The organism is Pedobacter sp. AK017 (assembly GCF_014200825.1).
Lineage (GTDB): Bacteria > Bacteroidota > Bacteroidia > Sphingobacteriales > Sphingobacteriaceae > Pedobacter > Pedobacter heparinus.
This window is the reverse complement of the sequence record NZ_JACHCW010000010.1, coordinates 114,833-135,754: the sequence shown is the minus strand read 5'-3', so window position 1 is coordinate 135,754 and position 20,922 is coordinate 114,833. Positions and strand designations below refer to the sequence as shown.

Sequence of the window (20,922 nt, the reverse complement as noted above, 5' to 3'; positions counted from 1 at the left end):
ATGATAGGCTATGCCCAAATTACCAAAATCAGACCCTTAAAAATAGGTGATACCGTTCCAGATATTGCTTTTAAGATGGTCAATTATGAAAAAGCCACCGCCAGGTTATCGGATTTTAAAGGTAAATTGATTATACTGGATTTTTGGGCCACACACTGTGCACCCTGCATTAAAGCAATGGGGAAATTTGAGTCTTTACAGTCGAAGTTTAAAGCGGCGGTACAGATTATCCTATTGAATGAAAAAACAGGCGATACAGAAGCCAAAGTAATCTCATTTTTTGAAAACAGGAGAAAAAAGGGCTACGTTACCACATTGCCTTCATCCATAATACTTAGTGACGCCAGCGCACTATTTCCACATGAAGCAATACCTCACTGTATTGTAATAAAAGATAATGTTGTTATGGCAATTACTTCGGGTGAAACGATTACTGAATCAATGATTGAGAAATATTTGAAAGGAAATAAATTGGATCTTCCTTTAAAAATTGATTTTTTCGCAGATCGGTTATTGGTAACAAATAAAGATTTAATTATTGATGATTACAGTAACCATGTTTTTTTTAGAAAAAGATATACAGATGGATTAAGCGGCGGGCTCAAAATACGTATGGTTGAGGGTATTTTACGTGGCGTAAGTTTTCGGAATGTTAAACTAGAGGAGATGTATGGGGCAGTGTTAAGAGGGTTAAGGCCAGATATATGGAATGTTGGAAGGCTTATTTGGAGTACACCTTCCAACACCATGCCACAGGAAATGGATATCATCTGTACTTATGACCTTGTGGTACCTAAAACGGCGAGCAGACATGTTTATAGTTACGCCTTAGAGGATTTAAACAGATATGCCGGCTATACTTGTAAGATTGAAAAGAGGTTAACAGCATGTTATATTCTAAAAATCAGGGATAAAAAGAACGTTACTGTTTCCAGGGTTATTGATGATAAAGGAGAAATGATACTTTCTGAGGATGGAAAAATAAGAAACTATATCAATGAAGATATAGATAGACTGGTATTTAGGTTACCAAAAGATTTAATGAATATACCAGTTGTAAATGAAACTGGATTTACAAAAAAAATAGATTATTATCTACCTCTTGTGATTAAGGATTTTAATTCATTGCGGCAGTCATTGAACGATCAGGGTTTTGATTTGATTGAGGCTGAAAGAGAGATAGAAATGTTTGTGATCAGTGAAGCTGAGGATTAGTTAGAATTAACGCTCTCTATTATATCGTTTGACGGGTGTTTGGACCAGGTTTTGGATAGCTAAAACCCTGTGTGTAACCACTACACTAAGTGAATAATTACCGAATAATTTGTGTTTAGTTGTTAAAATTATCGGTAAATTTACATCTATAAGGGAAACCGATGACAACTTATGGTTCATATACCGATCTGGAACTGGCAGCTTTGCTAAGAGGCGGGGACCAATATGCTTTTTCCGAAATATATGACAGGTATATGCCTTTGCTTTTGCGTCATGCAGTAGATATGCTGCATGATGAGGATCAGGCGCAGGATGTAGTTCAGGATATTTTTCAGATGTTGTGGGAAAAGGCAGGCGAACTGGAAATACATACCTCTTTTTCTGCTTTTCTGTATAAGGCTACAAGGTTCAGGGTACTTAAGCAAATCAGGCACAGTAAAATTGCAAGTCAATATACCGAGCTGGTAAAAACCGAATTCGAAAAAGGGGTAGCAAGTACTGATGAGGCGATTGATGAAAAAGAGCTAGCTATTAAAATTGAAAAGGGCCTGGCAAAGCTTCCGGCAAAAATGAGGGAAGTTTTTGAACTGAGCAGAATGCAGGATCTGTCGCATAAAGAGATTGCAAAGCAACTTCATTTATCAGACCATACGGTAAAGCGTCAGGTAAGTAATGCCCTTAAGATCATGCGTGAGAGCCTGAATAAAGGCCTTTCGTTATTTATTTAACTTTGATTTTCCTTTAATTAGAGATCCTGTCAAGCTCATCTTTTAAATCACTAGCGGAGTAATTGATAAAAGAAACACCATAATCGCCAAGTAACTCAGCAAAGGTACGCTTGGTTAATCTGGCCATATCAGCAGCCTGACCAAGAGAAAGTTTACCAGACTCATATAATTTAGCAGCAATGAACCTTACAGTGTCGTTTTGATACTCTGCTAAACTATCAGGAACTTCTAATGTTATAGTTGTCATTTTTGTAATTATATGTTTTTGTAAAGATACTAATTTTAGCACAAATTTATCATACCACCAAATTTGACGACGAGCCATCGTAAGATGTAAATTACGTCGCGGTGGCTCGGCAAGATCAGTTTGAAAAGTATTTTTTGCGGAACCAGAATGCGAGATTAACGAGTGCAATCAACGCTGGTACTTCTACCAGGGGGCCGATGACTCCTACGAATGCCTGACCTGAGTTGATTCCGAACACGCCGATAGCGACCGCAATCGCCAGTTCAAAGTTATTACCGGCAGCGGTAAAGGCAATCGAAGCACTTTGGGAGTAATCGGCACCCATTTTCTCTCCTGCAAAAAAGCTGATAAGGAACATCAGCGCAAAATAGATTACCAGAGGTATTGCAATCCGCACTACATCCATTGGCATTTGCACAATAAGCTCACCTTTCAGGCTGAACATGACCACAATGGTAAAGACCAACGCAATCAGAGTGTTGGGGAAACGAAGGGAATAAACTTCTGCTGGAACCAGCTCTCACCTTTGAGTTTGATTAAAGCGAACCTGCTGACTACGCCAGCCGCAAAAGGAACACCAAGATACAGACCGACACTTTTAGCAATCTCTCCAATGGTAATTTTCACATCCAGTCGCTTGATGCCAAACATCGGTGGCAATACAGTTATAAAAAGATAGGCATAAACGCTATAGAGCAATACCTGGAAGATGCTGTTCAAGGCAATAAGCCCGGCGGCATACTCCCTATTGCCTTCGGCAAGTTCATTCCAAACAACTACCATCGCAATACAACGGGCAAGGCCAATCAAGATCAGCCCAATCATATATTCTGGGTAATTGTGCAGAAAAGTAACTGCCAGAATAAACATCAGCACCGGCCCAACAACCCAGTTCAGGAAAAGAGAAGTACCCAGCACTTTAGTATTGCGAAAGACTTCACCCATCTTTTCATACCGAACTTTGGCAAGTGGCGGGTACATCATCAGTATCAGGCCAATAGCAAGCGGCACGTTGGTCGTGCCGCTCGAAAATGAGTTAATGAATCCTGCGGAGGACGGTACAAAGTAACCGATACCGACACCGGCAGCCATCGCCAGGAATATCCATAGTGTAAGATAACGATCCAAAAAGCTTAGCTTCTTGCGCTGATTTACCGGAGCGCAGTGATTCAGTGACATGTTAGGTCTTCAGGTTTTCGTTAACAAAGTTCTGGGCATACTTTCGGATCATTTCGCGAACTTCCCTAAACTGTTCCATAACTTCCTCGTCGTTTCCTTTGGCTTTTGCCGGGTCAGGAAAGTTGTAGTGCAGCTTAACGGCATTGGTTGGGAAGTAAGGGCAGCTTTCTTTTGCATTGTCACAAACGGTGATCACATAGTCAAACTCTATTCCTGTGTATTCATTCACCTTGTTGGAAGTATGGCCGGATATATCAATACCGTCTCTTTTCATAATTTCGATGGCCTTTGGGTTTACGCCATGTGTTTCGATTCCTGCGCTGTAGATCTCAGCGGCATCACCTGCGAAGTGCCTCAGATATCCTTCTGCAATCTGACTGCGGCAACTGTTGCCGGTACATAATACGAGTACTCTTTTCATATTTGTAGTTAAAGTTTGGTGATTGGTATTAACAGCAGCCGGAGCCAGGTTCACAAGTTTGTGCTTCAACCACCAGGTTTACCATCTGTAATTTTGGCTTTTCGCTCTTTGCAGCTGGTGCGCAACATTCTTCCCCTGAGTCGGTTGTTCCGCAACTTGCACCACGTCCGATGGCTTTGCACTGCGTGAAATCAGGGATCAGGTTTACGATTAAGTTATCTCCTTCGATGATGAATTCACCAGGGTACATCTGACGGGTATCAAACTGGGAGTTCCCAAACTCAATTTTTACTGTTCCAAGTGGATTAAGCGGTAATGATTTTTCCACGATTTTTACGATAGACAAGGCTTTACTGACCTGCATTGCTCTTTCACTGTCTTGTACTGATGGTTCCCAAAGCTGTACAATGATCTCCGCCCAGGTATTCATTTTTCCACCACAATCCACAGATACGATAGGTGCCTGCTTGATTTCGGTGATGTGATAAGATGCATCTACCCATTTACCTTCTGCATACTGGAACTGTAAGTTTAGCTCCGGATGTTGTTCTAATGTGGCTTTAAAGGTTTGCCAGTTGGTCAGTTCTGTAGTTTCCATAATATTGCAATTTTACGATTGATATGAATAAAAAAAAGGTCAGCAGCAGGGCGTTTCACCTTTGTACGATCCTAAAAAGGTACCAAGCTGAGTTTCCAGTAATTTCCAGGTCTTAGGATTGATGCAGTAACAAACCGTGACCCCTTCAATGGTGCCCTGTATGATCCCTGCGTTTTTCAGTTCTTTTAAGTGCTGGGAAATGGTGGCTTGAGCTAAGCCCAGTTCTTCTACCAGATCACTACAAATACAGGCATTCGCTGAAATGATCTGCTGTAGGATAGCAATTCGAGCGGGATGTGCCATTGCTTTTAGCAATGTGGACAGCTGGTTCTGCTCGTCGGTGAATATTTCTGATTTCGTAAGTCCCATAGTTCTATATCGCAATATTACGATATTTATTTCATTGCTGCAAGTTTTTGTGAAATATTCTTATTATAAAACCCGCCACTAAAAGATGTAAATCACATAATTAACATTTTTTTAATAATTATCTAATACCAAAGGCATGTTTAAGGTTCTTATAGATGCAAGGCCCATACAGGGTAATGTAATATGGACAATAAAGAAGTAAATGAGTTATTAGACAGATATTTTTCGGGCAACTGTACACCCGAAGAAAAATCATTGGTTGAGCGTGCCTATAGCCATTTAAATAAACCTTACAATAAGGATATTACTGAGGAACAGTTTCAAAAAATGAAAGACGAGGTTTGGAACAACCTTAATCTAAATGCTGAGCCGGCTAGAAAAACCTTATGGCCAGGTATTGCAATTGCTGCCGCTGCGGTAGCAGCGATTGTTTTTGGGCTGTTCTTTTTTAAAGCACCGCGTCATTCTGAACCTGGTTCAGGATCTGCTAGTTATACAAACGACATTGCCCCGGGTAAAAACACCGCAACCCTTACCCTTGCCAATGGTAAAACCATAATCCTGAGCGATGTTAAAACCGGGGTAATTGTTAATGCGGATAAACTAAGCTACAATGACGGTACTGCTGTAGAACACGGGTATCCAGGCGAAGGCCGGGATGAGGTGGTAATGAGCACCCCACGTGGGGGCATGTACCAGCTTACCTTGCCCGATGGCAGCCATGTCTGGCTAAATGCTGATACAAAAATTTCTTTCCCTTCACAATTTATTGGTAAGGAACGCAAAATATTGCTACTATACGGTGAGGCATATTTTGAGGCGGCTAAAAATAAACAAAAGCCATTTGTTGTAGAAAGCGACGGGCAGCTGGTAACCGTACTGGGTACGCATTTTAACATTAGTGCCTATAAGGATGAAGGGGCAATTAAAACCACCTTGTTGGAAGGATCTGTGCGCGTCTCGTTATCCCGTGGGAAGCGGAGCGAAAAGAACGGGCCCCTCTCCTATCGTAGACAGGACGGACAGGAGGGCGAAGCCGTTGTTCTTAAACCCAACCAGCAATCCCTTGTTACTGAAAACCGAAGCATAAGCATTAAACCAGTAGATATAGAACAGGTTGTGGCCTGGAAAAACAGCCAGTTTATGTTTGAAAGCGAAAATATCCAAACCATTATGAAGATGGTTGAACGCTGGTATAATGTAGATGTGGTATATACAGGGGAAATTACCGATGAAAAGTTTGGAGGTGGGGTATCCAGATTTGACAATGTTTCAAAGGTGTTAAAATCATTGGAATCTACAGGTAAGGTCCACTTTAAAATTGAGGGCAGGAAAATTTATGTAAGCAAATAATGCGAATGAATAATTAAATAAACCAATACAATCAACTAATAATTAACCAAACTAAAACCAGAATGATGAGATTCTACTACAGAAATGATCCTTAGATGGGTGTAAAAAAACAACCAGAAGTGTAGCACCCCTGGTTGCTGTTTGATTCTGCCTATAATAAATTATTGACTGTTTTACTGCGGTTGTCATGGTCTTCGAAAACGTAAGACAACTGCTAAACCAAACTGAATACTAATGTATAAAATTTATACCAATAATTGGGATATACCTGATGGGTATCTCTATAAAATATGGCTTATTATGCGATTAACCACCGTGATATTAATAGCTACAATCATGCAGGTCGGCGCAGCTGGTTTTGCACAGAAAATTAGTATGGTTAAATCAAAGGCCCCTTTAAAAACAGTTTTAAAAGAGCTTAAATCGCAAAGTGGCTATATTTTTTTATACACAGAGAGTGTTTTAAAATTAGCTAAACCAGTTGATATTAAAGTAAACAATGCGGATTTCCAGGATGTACTTGAGCTAATTTTTGAAAACCAACCCTTAAGTTATACGATTAATGAAAGTACAATTACGGTGAAGGAAAAAGCCCCTTCCCTACTCGACAAGCTGAATGCCGTCATCTCGAACATCGTGAAAGATCTTACGATTAAAGGAAAGGTTACCGACCAGGATGGGAAACCACTCCCAAACGCGAGTATCCGGGTAAAAGGGAGAAGTGCTGTCACGAATACTAACCAGAACGGAGAGTTTGAAATTAAAGGTGTTGATGAGGGTGCAGTGTTGCAGGTGAGTTATGTTGGTTTTAAGACTTTGGAGATTGCGTTGAAGGATGCGGTGATGCCTTTGGAGATTAAGTTGAATGTGGCGACTGGGGAATTGGAGGAGGTGAAGGTGGTGTATAATACGGGTTATCAGGAGTTGAATAAGGAAAGGGCGACGGGATCATTCGTACAGATTGACAATGAAACGATTAACCGCGGTGTTTCTACCAATATATTAGATAGAATTAAGTATTTAACAAGCAGCGTAAAAACGCAGGCGTCTGATGGATTAAATGGATCAGATATATCGATCAGAGGTTTGAGTACAATTAATGCTAATCAAAAGCCTCTAATTGTAGTAGACGGTTTTCCTTATGAAGAGGGGAATGGTTTCTTTCAACTAATGATTGAAAATATCAATCCTAATGATATAGAAACAATTACTATTCTCCGTGATGCTGCAGCAGCAAGTATTTGGGGAGCACGGTCGGCGAATGGAGTCATCGTTATAACTACAAAAAAAGGGAAATTTAATCAAAAAACAAATGTGCAATTTAGGAGTACGGTGAATATAACAGAGCGGCCTGATTTAGCGAAAATAAATACAATGTCTTCCGCAGATGTTATTGATTATGAAAAAAAACTCTTTGAAAAAGGTGTTTATAATGATTACGATGATCTTTATCCTTCTTTTCACTACTTTCCAGTTGTTTCTCCTGCTACTGAAATTTTGTTGGCTGAAAGAAGAGGAGATATCAATCAAGAAGCAGCAGATTTGAAATTAAAAGAGTTAAGTGAGCATGATGTCCGTGACGATATTAATGAATACTTATTGCGTAAATCAATCAACCAGCAATACAGTTTAAGTATAGATGGCGGTGGAGAAAATATGAATTACTATGGTTCTGTTGGCTATGATAAAAACATTGAGTCTACAATAGGTAATCTATATGATCGGCTATCAGTGAAACTAGATAATTCATACAGACCAATTAAAAATTTAGAATTAAACACTTATATAAATTACACACAAAATAGAACTCAAAATAATGGAATTAATTATGTTAACTACCTAGCCAACGGTACTAGTCAGATAGCACCTTATACTATGCTGGCAGACGATTATGGAGTGCCTCTGCATGCTCCGTATTCAGGTGTTAATTTATTTAGACAGAACTATATAGATACTTTAAATACCAATGGTCTGTTAGACTGGCATTATAAACCGATTGAGGAAATACAACATAATGATAATAGTGGGAAACTTTTTAATATTCGATTGGGAGGTGGAATAAAGTATTCCATTATTCAAGGACTAAAATTGGATTTAACTGGCCAATATGAGCGTTCGATTTCTGACATTAATAATTATCATAGTGATAAAACTTATTTGGCAAGAAATCTCATAAATCAATTCATGTTTATAGATGCAACTGGTCAATCTAAATATCCTGTGCCTCTTAATGGAATTCTTGATTTGGGAAATATCAAACAAACTGCATATAACTTAAGAGGGCAATTAAGTTTAGATCAAAGCTGGAATATACACACAATCTCGGCTATACTGGGAACGGATATAAGAGAGTCTGAATACGATTTTAATGTTAGTAGAAAATATGGTTATGATCCTCTTACGCTTGGTTTCGCATCAAACATGGATTATAATACAGATTATACACTAAGACCGTTAAATAGTGGAACAATTCCTGATGGAAATAGTTCTACAGGAAACATTAACCATTACCTTAGTTATTACACAAATATTGGTTATACTGTTTTCAATAAATATATCTTTACCGCTAGCGGAAGGATAGATGCAAGTAATTTTTTTGGTGTTAAAACTAATTTAAAGAAAGTTCCATTATGGTCTGTGGGAATTGGCTGGGATATTAATAAAGAAGGAATTTTTACGTCAAAGACAATATCTTCTTTAAAGCTCAGAGCTACCTTCGGGTTTAACGGAAATTTAGATAATACAACTACTTCAAGAGCTACAATTAACTATCGGAATGGATTTAGTAGATATAATAACTTTAAACAATATTCCGATCTGAATAGTCCACCGAATCCTGGACTTACCTGGGAAAAAGTGAAGACAATTAATTTTGCGATTGACTTTGGATTTTTCGACAATAGATTAAATGGTTCATTTGAATATTATAGCAAAAAGGCGACTGATTTAATTGGGCCAATTGTTCCTGACGTAACAAGCGGGCTTAATTATACTTATAATGGAAATGTTGCCAGTTTAAAAGGAAACGGTATTGATTTAAATCTTAATTCCACAATTAGAAGTGGGAACTTCAGGCTTATTTCAAATATTTTTTTTAGCTACAATACGAATAAAGTAATAAGCTATTATCAAGATCCAAAAATTCTAAAGGATGGGAACAATTATGTTGGTGGTGGCACAAATCTAATTGAAGGCAAACCCATTGGAAATTTATATGCCTATAAATGGGCAGGATTAGATCATACAACTGGAGACCCATTAGGTATGGTTGGGGGCAAAATTGTGCCTTTTACTACAGTTACAGGGTACATTGGAAATGAATCTAATACGAAACCAGAGGATTTAGTTTATTATGGCCGAACAAGTGCTCCATTTTTTGGTAATATAATAAATACATTTTCTTATAAAGAGCTTTCATTTTCGTTCAATATTATCTATAAGCTAGGTTATTATTTTTTAAGACCTTCTATAGATTTTAATACTATTCAGTCTAATTGGAGTGGGCATGGAGATTATGCACTGCGTTGGCAGAAGCCGGGCGACGAATTAAAAACTAATGTGCCGTCATTTCCAGAAAATCCAGATGGTCGCTACGATTTTTATAGTAAATCAGATGCATTGGTAGAAAGGGGAGATCATATACGTTTACAAGACATTCGTCTAAGTTATGAATTAAATAAAAAGAATATTAAAGGGCTGCCATTTAATAACGCCTCGTTTTTTATAAATGCAAATAATCTTGGAATTCTTTGGCGACGGAATGATAGGGGTATAGATCCGGATTTTTACTATAATCAGGTTCCCACATCTCGCTCAATTGCATTCGGTTTGAATTTAAATTATAAATGAAATGAAAAAAATAAATGATATCAAGGCGTTACAAATAGCTATACTAACGCTATCAGTAATCACCTGCTCGCTGCAAAGCTGTAAAGAGGATTGGCTGGAAGTTAAACAGGATAAGAAATTGGCTATTCCCTCAACTGTTAGGGATTTTCAGAGTATGTTGGATAACCCAAGTTTAAATTCCAATTACGCACTTGTTTTAGGTGAAATTGCATCAGATGGGCATTATTATACCATTGCAAATTACATAGCAATGGGGCCTTCAAGTTACTATTATATGCAAAACGCCTATACCTGGACGACAATACAGCCATTTGAAAGCAGATCAGAGTATTCTAGCATTTACTCCGTTCCGTATGCATATATCCTAAAAATGAATATTATTTTGGATGAAGCACAAAAATCTTCAGATAATGATAAAGCCGGTTTGGAACAAGTAAAAGCCCAGGCTTTATTTCATAGAGGGCTTAACTTCTTCAATTTAGCGCAGGTGTTTGCTGATGTGTATAAACCCTCGGACGCTCAGTCTCATTTAGGACTGGCTTTGAGACTGTCCACAGATATCAATGAACCATCGGTACGCTCTTCGCTTAAAAGAACATATGAACAAATTATATCTGATTTAACAAGAGCAAAGGAAATATTGCCAGATAATCCAGAAGTTTTAACACGGCCATCTAAATCAGCAGCTTTAGCAATTTTGGCAAAAATATACTTATCAATGGGCGATTATCAAAATGCAATTATTCATGCAAATGATTACCTTAAGATCAAGAATGAATTATTGGACTATTCTACAATTTCGCAATCGGCAAATTACATAGGCATCAATAAAGAAGTTGCTTTTATAGATTTTCTAGCACGTTTTTCTCAGGTTACTACTCAATATTTAATTAATCAAGACTTGTATGATAGCTTTGATCTGAATGATCTACGTAAAAAAATATTTTTCAAATTAGGCACTGCGGGTATTCAGTTTAAAGGTACTTATGGGAGTGCAGCAGCCGATGTTTTCTCAGGAGTTGCAACGGATGAAATCTATCTGATTAGGGCAGAGTGCTATGCCAGGACTGGGAATGTAAATTTAGCCATGAAAGATTTGAATGATTTAGTGCGTACAAGATGGGCCAAAAATTCTGATGGATCTTCAACATATACAGATAGGATTGCTTTGGACGAGACTGATGCTTTAAGGAAAATATTTATTGAGAGAAAAAAGCAATTGATATTAAGGGGGGTACGTTGGACAGATATTCGTCGATTAAACCAGGAACCAAGATTTGCAGTAACACTGACGAGAACAATTGACAATAAACAATATACTTTGGAACCAACTAGTTTGCGATATACATTTCCCTTTCCAGCCGAAGCAATTCAAAGATCAACCATGCAGCAGAATCCCGGATGGTAAGTTGATTGATTATTAAATACTATATAATGATAAAAATAATAAAACTATTAGCGATATTTTTATCGATACACAACAATATCAATGCTCAGAGTAAGGGATTTGAATTGTTTGGAGATATCGAGGGTGTTAAAGATGGTACCACAATATACCTGGTATCACGAGAAAAAGATACTTTAGCTATTGCTAAGAGCGCTAATTCAAAATTTAAGTTAAATGGATATATAAAAGGCAGTGCCAACTTTTATTTTCTAAAACTGGATTCGAATATACTCAATATACATAGCAATGCCCTTTGGTTGGTTAATTCGAAATTGACTTTATGCGGAAAACTGAATGACTTTGGAAATTTAATTTTAAGAGGCTCAAATGCTCATGACGATTGGATGGACTTTAAAGTATTGCAAGATAGAACTCCACCTGAGCAACGTGAAGCAATGAAAATGAAGTATATAAATTCTCATTTGAATTCTCTGTTTACAGCTTATATAATTAAAACTGATCTTGAAGAATCCTTTGATCGTTTGTCAAATGACTCCAAAAATAGTTATTGGGGGAGAGTCTTAAAGAAAAGAATTGATCAAGCTAAAGTAATCAACATAGCTCAACAATTGGGTAGAATTCCCGATTTCAAGATAAAAAGTTCTGACGGTCAAAGTATTTCTATTAATAGTTGTGCCAGCAAGTATAAATATACGTTAATTGATTTCTGGGCAAGTTGGTGTGGCCCCTGTAGAACTGCGTCACCCAGTCTGATTAAGGTCTATGAAGCGTTCGAAAGTAAAGGATTCAATATTGTAGGGGTATCGATAGATGAAAGCGAATCTGCCTGGAAGAAAGCTATGTCCGAAGACAATGTGAAATGGTTAAATGGTATTGATAATTTGCAAAACGCGGCTAAGGAAATTTTTGGACTAGTGGCTGTCCCTGGTTATTTATTGATAAATCAAGAGGGCAAAATTATACAATCAGAATTGATCAGTTCAATAAAGGTTGAGCAAATTAGACAATTTAAGGACAAAAATTTAAGCGATAATCTTTATGAAATAATTGAAGAATTGCTGAGTGACAAACAACGATAATTATAAACTAATGAGACCTAAACAAATGATAGTAGATATATTGATTTTTACTTTATACAGTATTGTAAACATTAATAAGAAGATCTAATGTCATGGACTAGCCAGTTGTAAAAAAAGAGTATGAAGATATACATTAGAAAGCTTGCAAAGAGAATTACATATCTAATAGGTTTAATACTAATATTGGGTATGGTCAATGCGTTTGCACAGAACCAGACGGAATTTCCTCTAAGAATTGGTGCCAGGATGCCTGAGATTATCTTTCATACTATGGTAAACTACCCTGGAAATAGCGCAAAATTATCTGACTTTATTGGTCGGCCCGTAATTTTGGATTTATGGCATGTTCAATGTAGCGCATGTATACAGGGAATGCCACACATGCAAGAGTTACAAGACAGATTTAAAGGCAAAATTCAAATTATCGGTTTTGGACTAAATAACTTATACGATTATAAAAAATTGAAGAAAACCTCTTCAATTCTGAAGACGATAACATCTCTCCCGTTAGCACTTCAGGCCGATACTCCATTGTTTAAAAACTTGGTTGGTACTTATCCAACTCATATTTGGATAGATAAGGATGGAGTAATTAAAGCCATCACAAACCCAATGAACGCTACAGAAAGAAATATTCAGGAATTCATAGATGGAAAAACTCTAAACTTTATCATGGATAAGCCCAAAAATGCTATGGATAAATACTATCCAATTGATACATCATTATTGGTTCAGGGAAATGGTGGAAGTTTTAAAAAAGTGTTGTATAATTCGCTATTTACAGGTAGAGTAGAATATTCTGAAAGTTCCCTTGGAAAACTAAACTTAGGGCCTGAAAATCCTGGAATAAGGAGGATCAACTTAACTCTAATAGATTTTTTGGGCTATTATTGGGGATTATATCATGAAAATCATCCTAAACTTATTTTTGAAACAGAAGATTTAAAGAAATACTTAGTCCCAAAAAATGATGATGAATATGACCAATGGCTTCAGCAAAATTCTTATTGTTACGAGTTGAACCTACCTGAAGGAAGAAAATATAATGAAGATTACTTAAGACAATGTCTTAGACAAGATGTACAAAGGTTTTTTAGGATCAATATCGAAGTGGTCAAACAATTGACTAAGTGTTTGATATTATATAGAATTGACAGTATAGACAGGATCAAAACAAAAGAAAGATCAAATAGCGTAGAGAATTTTAAGAGTAATGGTTTCAATAAAGGAACAAGTTATATAAATTTCCCAATGGGAAAGATCGCCAATTTAATTGAAGGAGGATTATCATGGCGGCAAGAACCTGTTAAAGTAATTGATGAAACAAATTATACAAACAACGTTGATCTGGAATTTGACAGTAAACTTAACGATTTTAACATTGTACGAGCCCAACTTAAAAAATATGGGCTAGGATTAAAGGAAGAACAAAGAGTAATTGATTGTATTATGATTAGTAAGGCTGAATAAATATGAGAAAAATAAGTTTAATAATTGGATTACTACTATTATCAGTTACTATTCAAGCTCAGATTCTAAAACCTGTAAAGTGGAGTTTTTCGGCTGTGCCATTAAAAAGGAAGGTTGGAATGTATAAGGTGAGTATGACTGCGAAGGTAGAGAAGGGCTGGCATATTTACAGTCATAGTACGCCAGACGGTGGGCCTTCAGCTACGAAAGTGACTTTTGCAAAGAATCTTTTGGTGCTATTGGGAGGAAAAACTACTGAAGTAGGTAAGCTGCATAAGGAGCATTCAAACGAATTTGGAGTGGATGTGTGGAGTTATGATGGTACAGTAACGTTTGTGCAGGTAGTGAAAGTGAAGAAGCCTGTGGTGAAGACAAGCTTATCAGGAACAGTTGAATTCATGGCATGTGATGATTCACAATGTCTTCCACCTGAGGAAATTCCCTTTAAAATAGAATTGAAATAACCTGGATTAACACTCTCTAGGTGGTTAAGCTAAGAATGCCCGGAGCAGTAAATGAGCGTGCTGTTCCGGCTTCTTAAAAAAAATGAATGATGATCATGTTCGATATCAACATCAGCCAAAAGCTGAGGGCTTTGCGGAAAAACAGGGGCTGGACACAGAGCGATATGGCAGCGCAGCTGGACATTTCTGTGCCGGCCTATTCGAAGATAGAATGTGCACAGACGGAAATTACAGTGGTGCGGTTAAAGCAGTTGGCTGCTATACTGAAGGTAAAGGTTTGCTGGTTGCTTGACGAAGAAGAAGCTGTGTTGCACCAGGAGAACGAGGAGCTGAAAGAGAAATTGAGGTTGACCAATATAGAAGTGATGGGCTTGCAGAGAAGATTGCTGGCTTGTTTTGAACAAAGGTAAAATTAACGTCTCTCCTTTCATAAACGGGTGGGTTTATAATGGAGCCGGGAGTGTAAGCAACTCCCGGTTTTTTTAAGTTGAGGTTCATCAAAATATTGGAAATACAGGCAGAAAAATTATGATAAAGTGTATAACAAATTGAACTTATGATTGATAAAAATATTTTACTGGCCCGTTTCTGGGCAAACGCCAACCAGTTTATAACTGCCGACGGTGTTGAGATTGACCTGCATGGTGATAACATCGTAGTGGTATCTACCACATTGAAAAATACAGCAGGAGCGCTTCGCGAAATACAGATGATGGCAGAGTTTGCCCTGGATGCTTTTTTAGCGGAAATGGAAGTTCAGTTGCTGGATGATGTGATGGAAATTGACCTGAACATGTTGTTTGCCTGGCTGATTGGCGGCACAGCAGGATATCATATCATGAAGGGAACGACGAAATAAATGAACATACTGCCATACATTGCTGCTTTGGAAAAGGTACTTGCAGAATTGCCGGAAAAAGGGCATTTGTTTACCCTGTATGAATATGCCATGGACGACCGGATCTTGCTGCACAAAATGATATTCCGTTTTTTAGACTTTAGTTACGCGGAAACGGTTTGCCTGCTGAAAGGGCTGATCATTTATCAGCAGCGCTGGGGTGAGTTAAATGAAATGGCAAAAGAAGGGATAAGAGAAGTAAGCACAGTGCTGATGCGGCGGGCCAGGGAATACCAGCAAAGCGGAGAGCTGGTAAAGGCTATGGAACTGGCCTTTGCGATACTGGTTACCGTTGAACCGGAAAAGGACCCTGAAGACCTGGTTTACTACGCCGTAGTAATGGATGTGGTTGGCTTTATCACCGAACTGGAAGAATAGGTTACTGATAAAACCCTAGCCAGGAACAGCTGGGAAAGTTCTTTGATATAATGGAATTAATACTGATGAGATCGAATTACTCTACATCACAAGTTTAATGCTTAACAAATGATACAATATCTCATTATAAATAATATCGAAGATACATAAAAGGGAGGAATATGCGGCGTTCCAGGTTTAAGACCTATCCGTTGAAAGAATCCCCTTTTATTTAAATACACACAATGATGAGATCGAATTAATCTGCATCGCAAGTAAAGACTTAATGAAAGATATAATATCTCATCATTTATAAAATAATTGAAAATATAAAGGGGAGGAATATGCTTCGTTCCAGGTTTAAGACCTATCCGATGAAAGAATCCCCTTTAATTTTAATACTATGGAAACAACAAAGGAAAAAAAATATACCTGGTTTGTAGGTATAGATGTATCCAGGAATAAACTGGATTATGCTGTAATGCGGGGTAAACAGTTACTTTTTCATAACGAGATTGAAAACAACACCCCTTTTATCAAACAGTTTGTACTTGAGCTAAAAGCATTGAAGGGTTTTACGATGAGCAAAACAATTTTTTGCATGGAAAACACGGGCTTTTATTGTAACCACTTGCTGGAAGTGTTACATAAAATGAAAGCAAACATTGTGCAGGAACCACCGGCCCAGATTATGAAAACAATGGGATTGGTACGTGGGAAAAACGACAAAGTTGATGCCATCAGGATTGCCCATTATGCTTATAAAAACAGGGAAACACTGCGCCTATGGCACCCTAGAAGGCCGGTTTTAAATGAACTGGCTAAATTGAGTGCCTTACGCACCAGATTAATGAACTACCTGGGCGGCATAACAATTTCACTGAAGGAAGAATCTACTTTTATTAAAAAGAAGATTTCTAACCAAAGCATGCAGCTATGTAACAATAGCATCGCCGCATTAAAAGTTGATCTGAAAGCGGTAGATGATTTAATGCTGAAGCTGATTAATGAAGATGAGGAATTGAGTCGCCTTCGGGACATCATTGTATCGGTTGATCATGTTGGCCCGGTTACAGCAACCCAGATCCTGATTTGCACCAATGAGTTTCGAGACATTAGCAACCCCAAGAAATTTGCATGTTATGCAGGGGTAGCGCCTTTTCCGCGAGAATCTGGCGTGGCAATTTCAAGGCGCAGGGTATCGCACATTGCCAATAAAAAGATGAAAGCCCTGTTGCACACTTGTGCGGTTGGTACAATAAGGGGTAATAATGATCTTACCGCCTACTATTTACGCAAAACAGAGGTAGAAAAGAAGCCTAAGATGTCTGTGCTTAATGCGCTAAGATATAAGATCATTCTCCGGATTTTTACCTGTGTTAAGCAAAACAGGAAATATGAAAAAACCTATGTAAACAATTGGATGAAACCTGCTGAGGAAGAGGGAAATGATATTTAGGCGTACAAAATATTACCCCTTCCGGATTTGGGAAGCAGTTTTAAAGCTGTAAAGTGCTCAAAATTTTGATAAAACAGCCAGTAAATTATAGCGGCGACGCGGCTGGAAAAGTTCTTTGATTTAGTGGATTTAATACAATATTTTGGAAAAAACGGCAGCGTTTTGTGATAATTAAGATATTAAATTAATTAATTATTAATATTGATAGGTTTGATTAGATTTGCATCACTGACTGAAAAGCTATTATGACAGAGAAAACTGTAGGACTACCGGATGAACTCGTTTTGAGTAAAATTTTTCAAATAAGAAGTGAAAAGGTAATGCTTGATAGAGACTTGGCTGAACTTTATGGTGTTGAAACAAGAGCATTAAATCAAGCAGTAAAACGTAATCTGGATCGCTTTCCAGAAAAGTTCATGTTTCAATTGACATCAGAAGAGGTTGATGAAATGGTATCACAAAATGTGATACCATCAAAACAGATATTGGGAGGGGCATTCCCAAGGGTTTTTACCGAATATGGTGTGTTAATGCTTTCAAATGTGCTTAAAGGTAAAAGCGCTATAAAGATGAGTATTCGTATTATCGAAATGTTTGTATTGCTTAGAGAAATGGTGTTGTTGCATAAAGATATTTCCATTCTGGTAGAACAGGTTGAAAAAAGATTGATGAAGCAAGATCAAAAGATAGAAGTGTTATTTACTTATTTAAATAAATTTATGGATAAAGTAGATGGACCAAAGGGACAAATTGGATTTAAAGTAGGCCATAAAGAAGTTTAAAAGAGTCTCAGGATGGTCAATCTTTGATATCGAAATTTGCGACTTCAAGTTGGGGAGGGACTAGAAAACTTCCTTTTGCTTTTGCCGAGCATGGTGTTTTAATGATGCAAGCCGCTGTTAGCGGCTTTTTGCATTTCTTATACCAGCTTTTCAAGGGGCGAAACACGTATTAAATCCATTAAAGAATGTTAGCCATTATTTGAATTAATCTCTTAATTAACCACTCAAACATCTACCCTATGAACACCGAAAATGCCGGGACCCCGGTTGGCAGGCTATTGGCCTACCTGAAAAGTAAAATGCAAACGGAACTGACTGCTGCATTTAGTGCAGGCATTATACCCATGCTTAATGCCGATACTTTACCTAAACTATTATTGCTTGCAAAACCTGGTGACATTTTACAAACGGCCTTTTGGCTGGATACGGGTTATGGACGTGCGTATAAGATTTTGTACGACAAGGAAGGCCTGCCCTTTGAACGTACCATAGACTTTTTTAAGCCCGGAAAGATTATGCTGGACCCGACTGCTTTTTTTGAAGGGCAGCCTGGTAATTGTTACCTGGAAATAACTAAAGATGCAGTAATAGTACCTTTTACCCGGGAAAATTTTAACCTGCTGCAGCTATCGGCACCGGAAGCTTTAACGCTGGCCAATAACATACTGGCCGACGGACAAAAGGATGGGCAGGAAAAAATGGAAATGCTAAAATTGCCTGCAAAAGCATGTTATGAAGCCTTTAAAGGAATATTTGGCCAGGGCATTGAACAGTATTTTCCGCAAAAACACATTGCCAGTTATCTGGGCTTTAGTCGTGAATATTTAAACGGTTTAAAAGCTGGAAAATAGTAATATATCTTACTTTTTGTAGCATCTGTTAGCCTTTACATTTGGGTATGAATACAAAACAATTTTGGTATAGGCTGGGACTTGGCGCAATTAGGTATCTATTTATGGTGCTGTTTTTATATGCAGCATTTAGCAAAGTTTGGGACTTTCAAAAGTTTAAGGTGCAGCTGGGGCAGTCGCCTATACTTTCGGATTTTACTTTGCTGGTTGCCTTGTGTATCCCTGCGGTTGAGATTTTGATTGCTGCAGGTTTGGCTTTTAGACGGACTTTATTGCCGGCCCTTTGGGCCAGCTATGGCTTGATGATCATGTTTAGCTTGTACATCATTGCGATTTTGAAGTTCAGTGACAGGCCGGTTTGCCATTGTGGTGGTGTTTTGGAGCAGATGCAATGGTCTGAGCATTTGTGGTTTAATGTAGGGTTTGTGGGGTTGGGGGTATTAGGGTTGTGGCTGGGGTTTTACCGCCCGTTTCGTGATGCTGGTATGTCACGTCATCTCGAACCGCAGGGAGAGATCTCTTGTTTAGGCATAGTTCAAGAGATCCCTCGTCGCTGCGCTTCCCTCGGGATGACGCGGTGTGTTAAGGACGACCGCTTTAGGCATGACGACGAGGTGTGTTAAAAATATTCAATGCGCGTTGAACAGGTGGAAGCTGAAAAACCTGATTGAAACAGAGTAGGCATTAATCTTATCATTCAAAAAAAATGAAAAAACAATTTTTCACATTCGTTATTGCGGCCGTATGTGTCGCAAGCACTGTATTTGCCACGGCAAAACCAACAACAAGTGTTTTACTGGGATCGCCTTACAACGACCAGGGTGAATGTACTACCCCGGGCAATGTAATTGGCACCTGTGATGTAAACTTTACCCAGAATGCCTGCCAGCTGCTGGCCGGAGGCGATGCTTACCTGCAGGATACAGAGACTGGGCTTTGTACCATTCCACTGTACAGACAAAACTAGATCTCCCAATTTAGTTTGACATCCTTAAACGGCCCGCCGCATTAGCGGGCTGTTTATTCCAAACCTAGCGTTTATATCCCATAATCCATTAGCCTATGAAAAAATTTCTCTACTTACTTGTTGCTGTTGCTGTACTTTCATCTTTACCTATCCTGTATCTGACTATCCGCTATGCGCTTAAACAGCGTGCAGCTACCTATAACTTTAAAAGGAACCTGCTTGGAGTGGTTAAAGGCCATAAGGCCATCGATATAAAATACAATTCGTATTACCTGGCCGGTGAGGCTGGAAGTTCGGTTTACCTGGCCAGCGGAACGGCCATAGGCCATTTGCTGAAGGTTGGGCCTTTGTTAAAGGATACGGTAAGCATTAACCTTGAGCTGAACAGGCAGGAGGTAAAGTTAAAGGGCAGCTATAAGGCTTATGTAGATTCCGGTTCTTTTTACCTGTACAATGGATTGGAACGCAGCATCCTGAAAGGCAGTATTGGTGTTTGGAAGGCAGCAGTTTATAATATAAAAGCACCATACTTTGCACAGCTACAGCCTTTGGGTATACAAACGATAGTTTTCCGTTTTATAGACACGGATACCCGGGCGAATAGTTTGCGCAAAGTGAGTGTGCGGGGAGAAAGCATGAGCAATACCGGCATATTTGAAAAGCAGGTAGATGGTCTGTTTTGTACGGATGGCATGCTGAGGTATAACCGGCAGCTGCACATGCTGACCTATGTGTACCATTACCGCAACGAGATCTTGCTGATAGACACGAACCTGAACCTGGTGAAGAAAATAAAGACCATAGACCCGATTGATTCGGCCCGCTTTAAGGTAGACCAGCTGCGTGCTGAAAAGTCTTTCACTTTTGCCTCGCCAACCTTGATGGTGAATGCAAACTGTTCAAACCAGGGCAAATATTTGTTTGTGCAATCTAAACTGATGGGTAAGGACGAGGATCTGACCTTGTTCAGGAAAAGTGCGGCAATTGATGCGTATGATCTGGAGAAACAGGTTTACTGTTATTCCTTTTACCTGCCCAAATATAAGGATGTACCCATAAGCAGTTTTAAGGTATTGGGAAACAGCTTGTATGCAGTGGCAGGGCAATACCTGACCAGGTATGCGCTGGAATTGCCGGAGTAATTATTATGGTCGATTTCCCGGAAGGGGCTGTGGGATAGTTCTTTGATTTACGATTTGGTGCAAAATTTTGAATATTGCATCAGTAT

Annotated in this window: 21 protein-coding genes and 1 pseudogene; 17 read left to right on the top strand and 5 right to left on the bottom strand. The window is 38.5% G+C overall.

Annotated elements, in window-relative coordinates:
- On the top strand, window positions 1-1,215 hold the full coding sequence (locus HDC92_RS15680; RefSeq protein ID WP_183875858.1) for a TlpA family protein disulfide reductase: 1,215 nt from the start codon (window positions 1-3) through the stop codon (window positions 1,213-1,215).
- 161 nt (window positions 1,216-1,376) lie between these two features.
- Complete coding sequence (locus tag HDC92_RS15675; protein ID WP_183875856.1) at window positions 1,377-1,943, top strand: RNA polymerase sigma factor; 567 nt, start codon at window positions 1,377-1,379, stop codon at window positions 1,941-1,943.
- 13 nt (window positions 1,944-1,956) lie between these two features.
- On the opposite strand, the gene HDC92_RS15670 is transcribed toward HDC92_RS15675, so the two are convergent.
- From HDC92_RS15670 to HDC92_RS15650, 5 genes and pseudogenes are all read right to left on the bottom strand, one after another.
- Window positions 1,957-2,190: a UPF0175 family protein gene (locus HDC92_RS15670; protein ID WP_015808949.1), complete on the bottom strand. Its 234-nt coding sequence runs from the start codon at window positions 2,188-2,190 to the stop codon at window positions 1,957-1,959.
- A 115-nt stretch (window positions 2,191-2,305) separates the two neighbouring features.
- Window positions 2,306-3,369 (bottom strand): annotated as a pseudogene (arsB, locus tag HDC92_RS15665) (ACR3 family arsenite efflux transporter).
- Between the two features lies 1 nt (window position 3,370).
- Complete coding sequence (locus tag HDC92_RS15660) at window positions 3,371-3,790, bottom strand: arsenate reductase ArsC (RefSeq protein ID WP_183875854.1); 420 nt, start codon at window positions 3,788-3,790, stop codon at window positions 3,371-3,373.
- 28 nt (window positions 3,791-3,818) lie between these two features.
- Window positions 3,819-4,388 carry a DUF6428 family protein gene (locus HDC92_RS15655; protein WP_183875852.1) on the bottom strand — a complete coding sequence of 190 codons (570 nt, stop codon included), beginning with the start codon at window positions 4,386-4,388 and terminating at the stop codon, window positions 3,819-3,821.
- A gap of 39 nt (window positions 4,389-4,427) precedes the next feature.
- Complete coding sequence (locus tag HDC92_RS15650) at window positions 4,428-4,757, bottom strand: ArsR/SmtB family transcription factor (protein ID WP_015808953.1); 330 nt, start codon at window positions 4,755-4,757, stop codon at window positions 4,428-4,430.
- Window positions 4,758-4,940: 183 nt separating this feature from the next.
- Between HDC92_RS15650 and HDC92_RS15645 the strand changes: the two genes are divergently transcribed.
- The 15 genes from HDC92_RS15645 to HDC92_RS15575 all read left to right on the top strand — a co-directional run bounded on the left by HDC92_RS15645 (window position 4,941) and on the right by HDC92_RS15575 (window position 20,836).
- Window positions 4,941-6,110 (top strand): FecR family protein, encoded by a 1,170-nt coding sequence (locus HDC92_RS15645; protein WP_183875850.1) that lies wholly within the window; start codon window positions 4,941-4,943, stop codon window positions 6,108-6,110.
- A gap of 234 nt (window positions 6,111-6,344) precedes the next feature.
- Complete coding sequence (locus tag HDC92_RS15640) at window positions 6,345-9,959, top strand: SusC/RagA family TonB-linked outer membrane protein (RefSeq protein ID WP_183875848.1); 3,615 nt, start codon at window positions 6,345-6,347, stop codon at window positions 9,957-9,959.
- Window position 9,960: 1 nt separating this feature from the next.
- A complete protein-coding gene (locus tag HDC92_RS15635) occupies window positions 9,961-11,367 on the top strand; it encodes a RagB/SusD family nutrient uptake outer membrane protein (RefSeq protein ID WP_183875846.1) in 1,407 nt (468 codons plus the stop codon).
- Between the two features lie 26 nt (window positions 11,368-11,393).
- A complete protein-coding gene (locus tag HDC92_RS15630) occupies window positions 11,394-12,446 on the top strand; it encodes a TlpA family protein disulfide reductase (RefSeq protein ID WP_183875844.1) in 1,053 nt (350 codons plus the stop codon).
- A gap of 120 nt (window positions 12,447-12,566) precedes the next feature.
- Window positions 12,567-13,916 (top strand): TlpA family protein disulfide reductase, encoded by a 1,350-nt coding sequence (locus HDC92_RS15625; protein ID WP_183875842.1) that lies wholly within the window; start codon window positions 12,567-12,569, stop codon window positions 13,914-13,916.
- Between the two features lie 2 nt (window positions 13,917-13,918).
- The gene (locus HDC92_RS15620) at window positions 13,919-14,380 is read left to right on the top strand and encodes a protein-disulfide reductase DsbD domain-containing protein (RefSeq protein ID WP_183875840.1); all 462 of its coding nucleotides are present in this window, start codon (window positions 13,919-13,921) and stop codon (window positions 14,378-14,380) included.
- Window positions 14,381-14,466: 86 nt separating this feature from the next.
- Window positions 14,467-14,790 (top strand): helix-turn-helix domain-containing protein, encoded by a 324-nt coding sequence (locus HDC92_RS15615; protein ID WP_183875838.1) that lies wholly within the window; start codon window positions 14,467-14,469, stop codon window positions 14,788-14,790.
- 146 nt (window positions 14,791-14,936) lie between these two features.
- Window positions 14,937-15,239: a hypothetical protein gene (locus HDC92_RS15610; RefSeq protein WP_183875836.1), complete on the top strand. Its 303-nt coding sequence runs from the start codon at window positions 14,937-14,939 to the stop codon at window positions 15,237-15,239.
- Window positions 15,240-15,656, top strand: coding sequence for a hypothetical protein (locus HDC92_RS15605; RefSeq protein ID WP_183875834.1), 417 nt, complete (start codon window positions 15,240-15,242; stop codon window positions 15,654-15,656). It begins immediately after the preceding gene.
- Window positions 15,657-16,038: 382 nt separating this feature from the next.
- On the top strand, window positions 16,039-17,094 hold the full coding sequence (locus HDC92_RS15600; RefSeq protein ID WP_183875832.1) for an IS110 family transposase: 1,056 nt from the start codon (window positions 16,039-16,041) through the stop codon (window positions 17,092-17,094).
- A gap of 245 nt (window positions 17,095-17,339) precedes the next feature.
- Window positions 17,340-17,876, top strand: a complete 537-nt coding sequence (locus tag HDC92_RS15595; RefSeq protein ID WP_183875830.1) for an ORF6N domain-containing protein — start codon at window positions 17,340-17,342, stop codon at window positions 17,874-17,876.
- Window positions 17,877-18,115: 239 nt separating this feature from the next.
- Entirely contained in the window at window positions 18,116-18,727 is a 612-nt protein-coding gene (locus HDC92_RS15590) for a Crp/Fnr family transcriptional regulator (protein ID WP_183875828.1), read from the top strand.
- Between the two features lie 47 nt (window positions 18,728-18,774).
- Window positions 18,775-19,350 (top strand): MauE/DoxX family redox-associated membrane protein, encoded by a 576-nt coding sequence (locus HDC92_RS15585; protein WP_183875826.1) that lies wholly within the window; start codon window positions 18,775-18,777, stop codon window positions 19,348-19,350.
- A gap of 83 nt (window positions 19,351-19,433) precedes the next feature.
- Entirely contained in the window at window positions 19,434-19,694 is a 261-nt protein-coding gene (locus HDC92_RS15580) for a hypothetical protein (protein ID WP_183875824.1), read from the top strand.
- A gap of 95 nt (window positions 19,695-19,789) precedes the next feature.
- Window positions 19,790-20,836, top strand: coding sequence for a hypothetical protein (locus HDC92_RS15575; RefSeq protein ID WP_183875822.1), 1,047 nt, complete (start codon window positions 19,790-19,792; stop codon window positions 20,834-20,836).
- Window positions 20,837-20,922 lie beyond the last annotated feature (86 nt).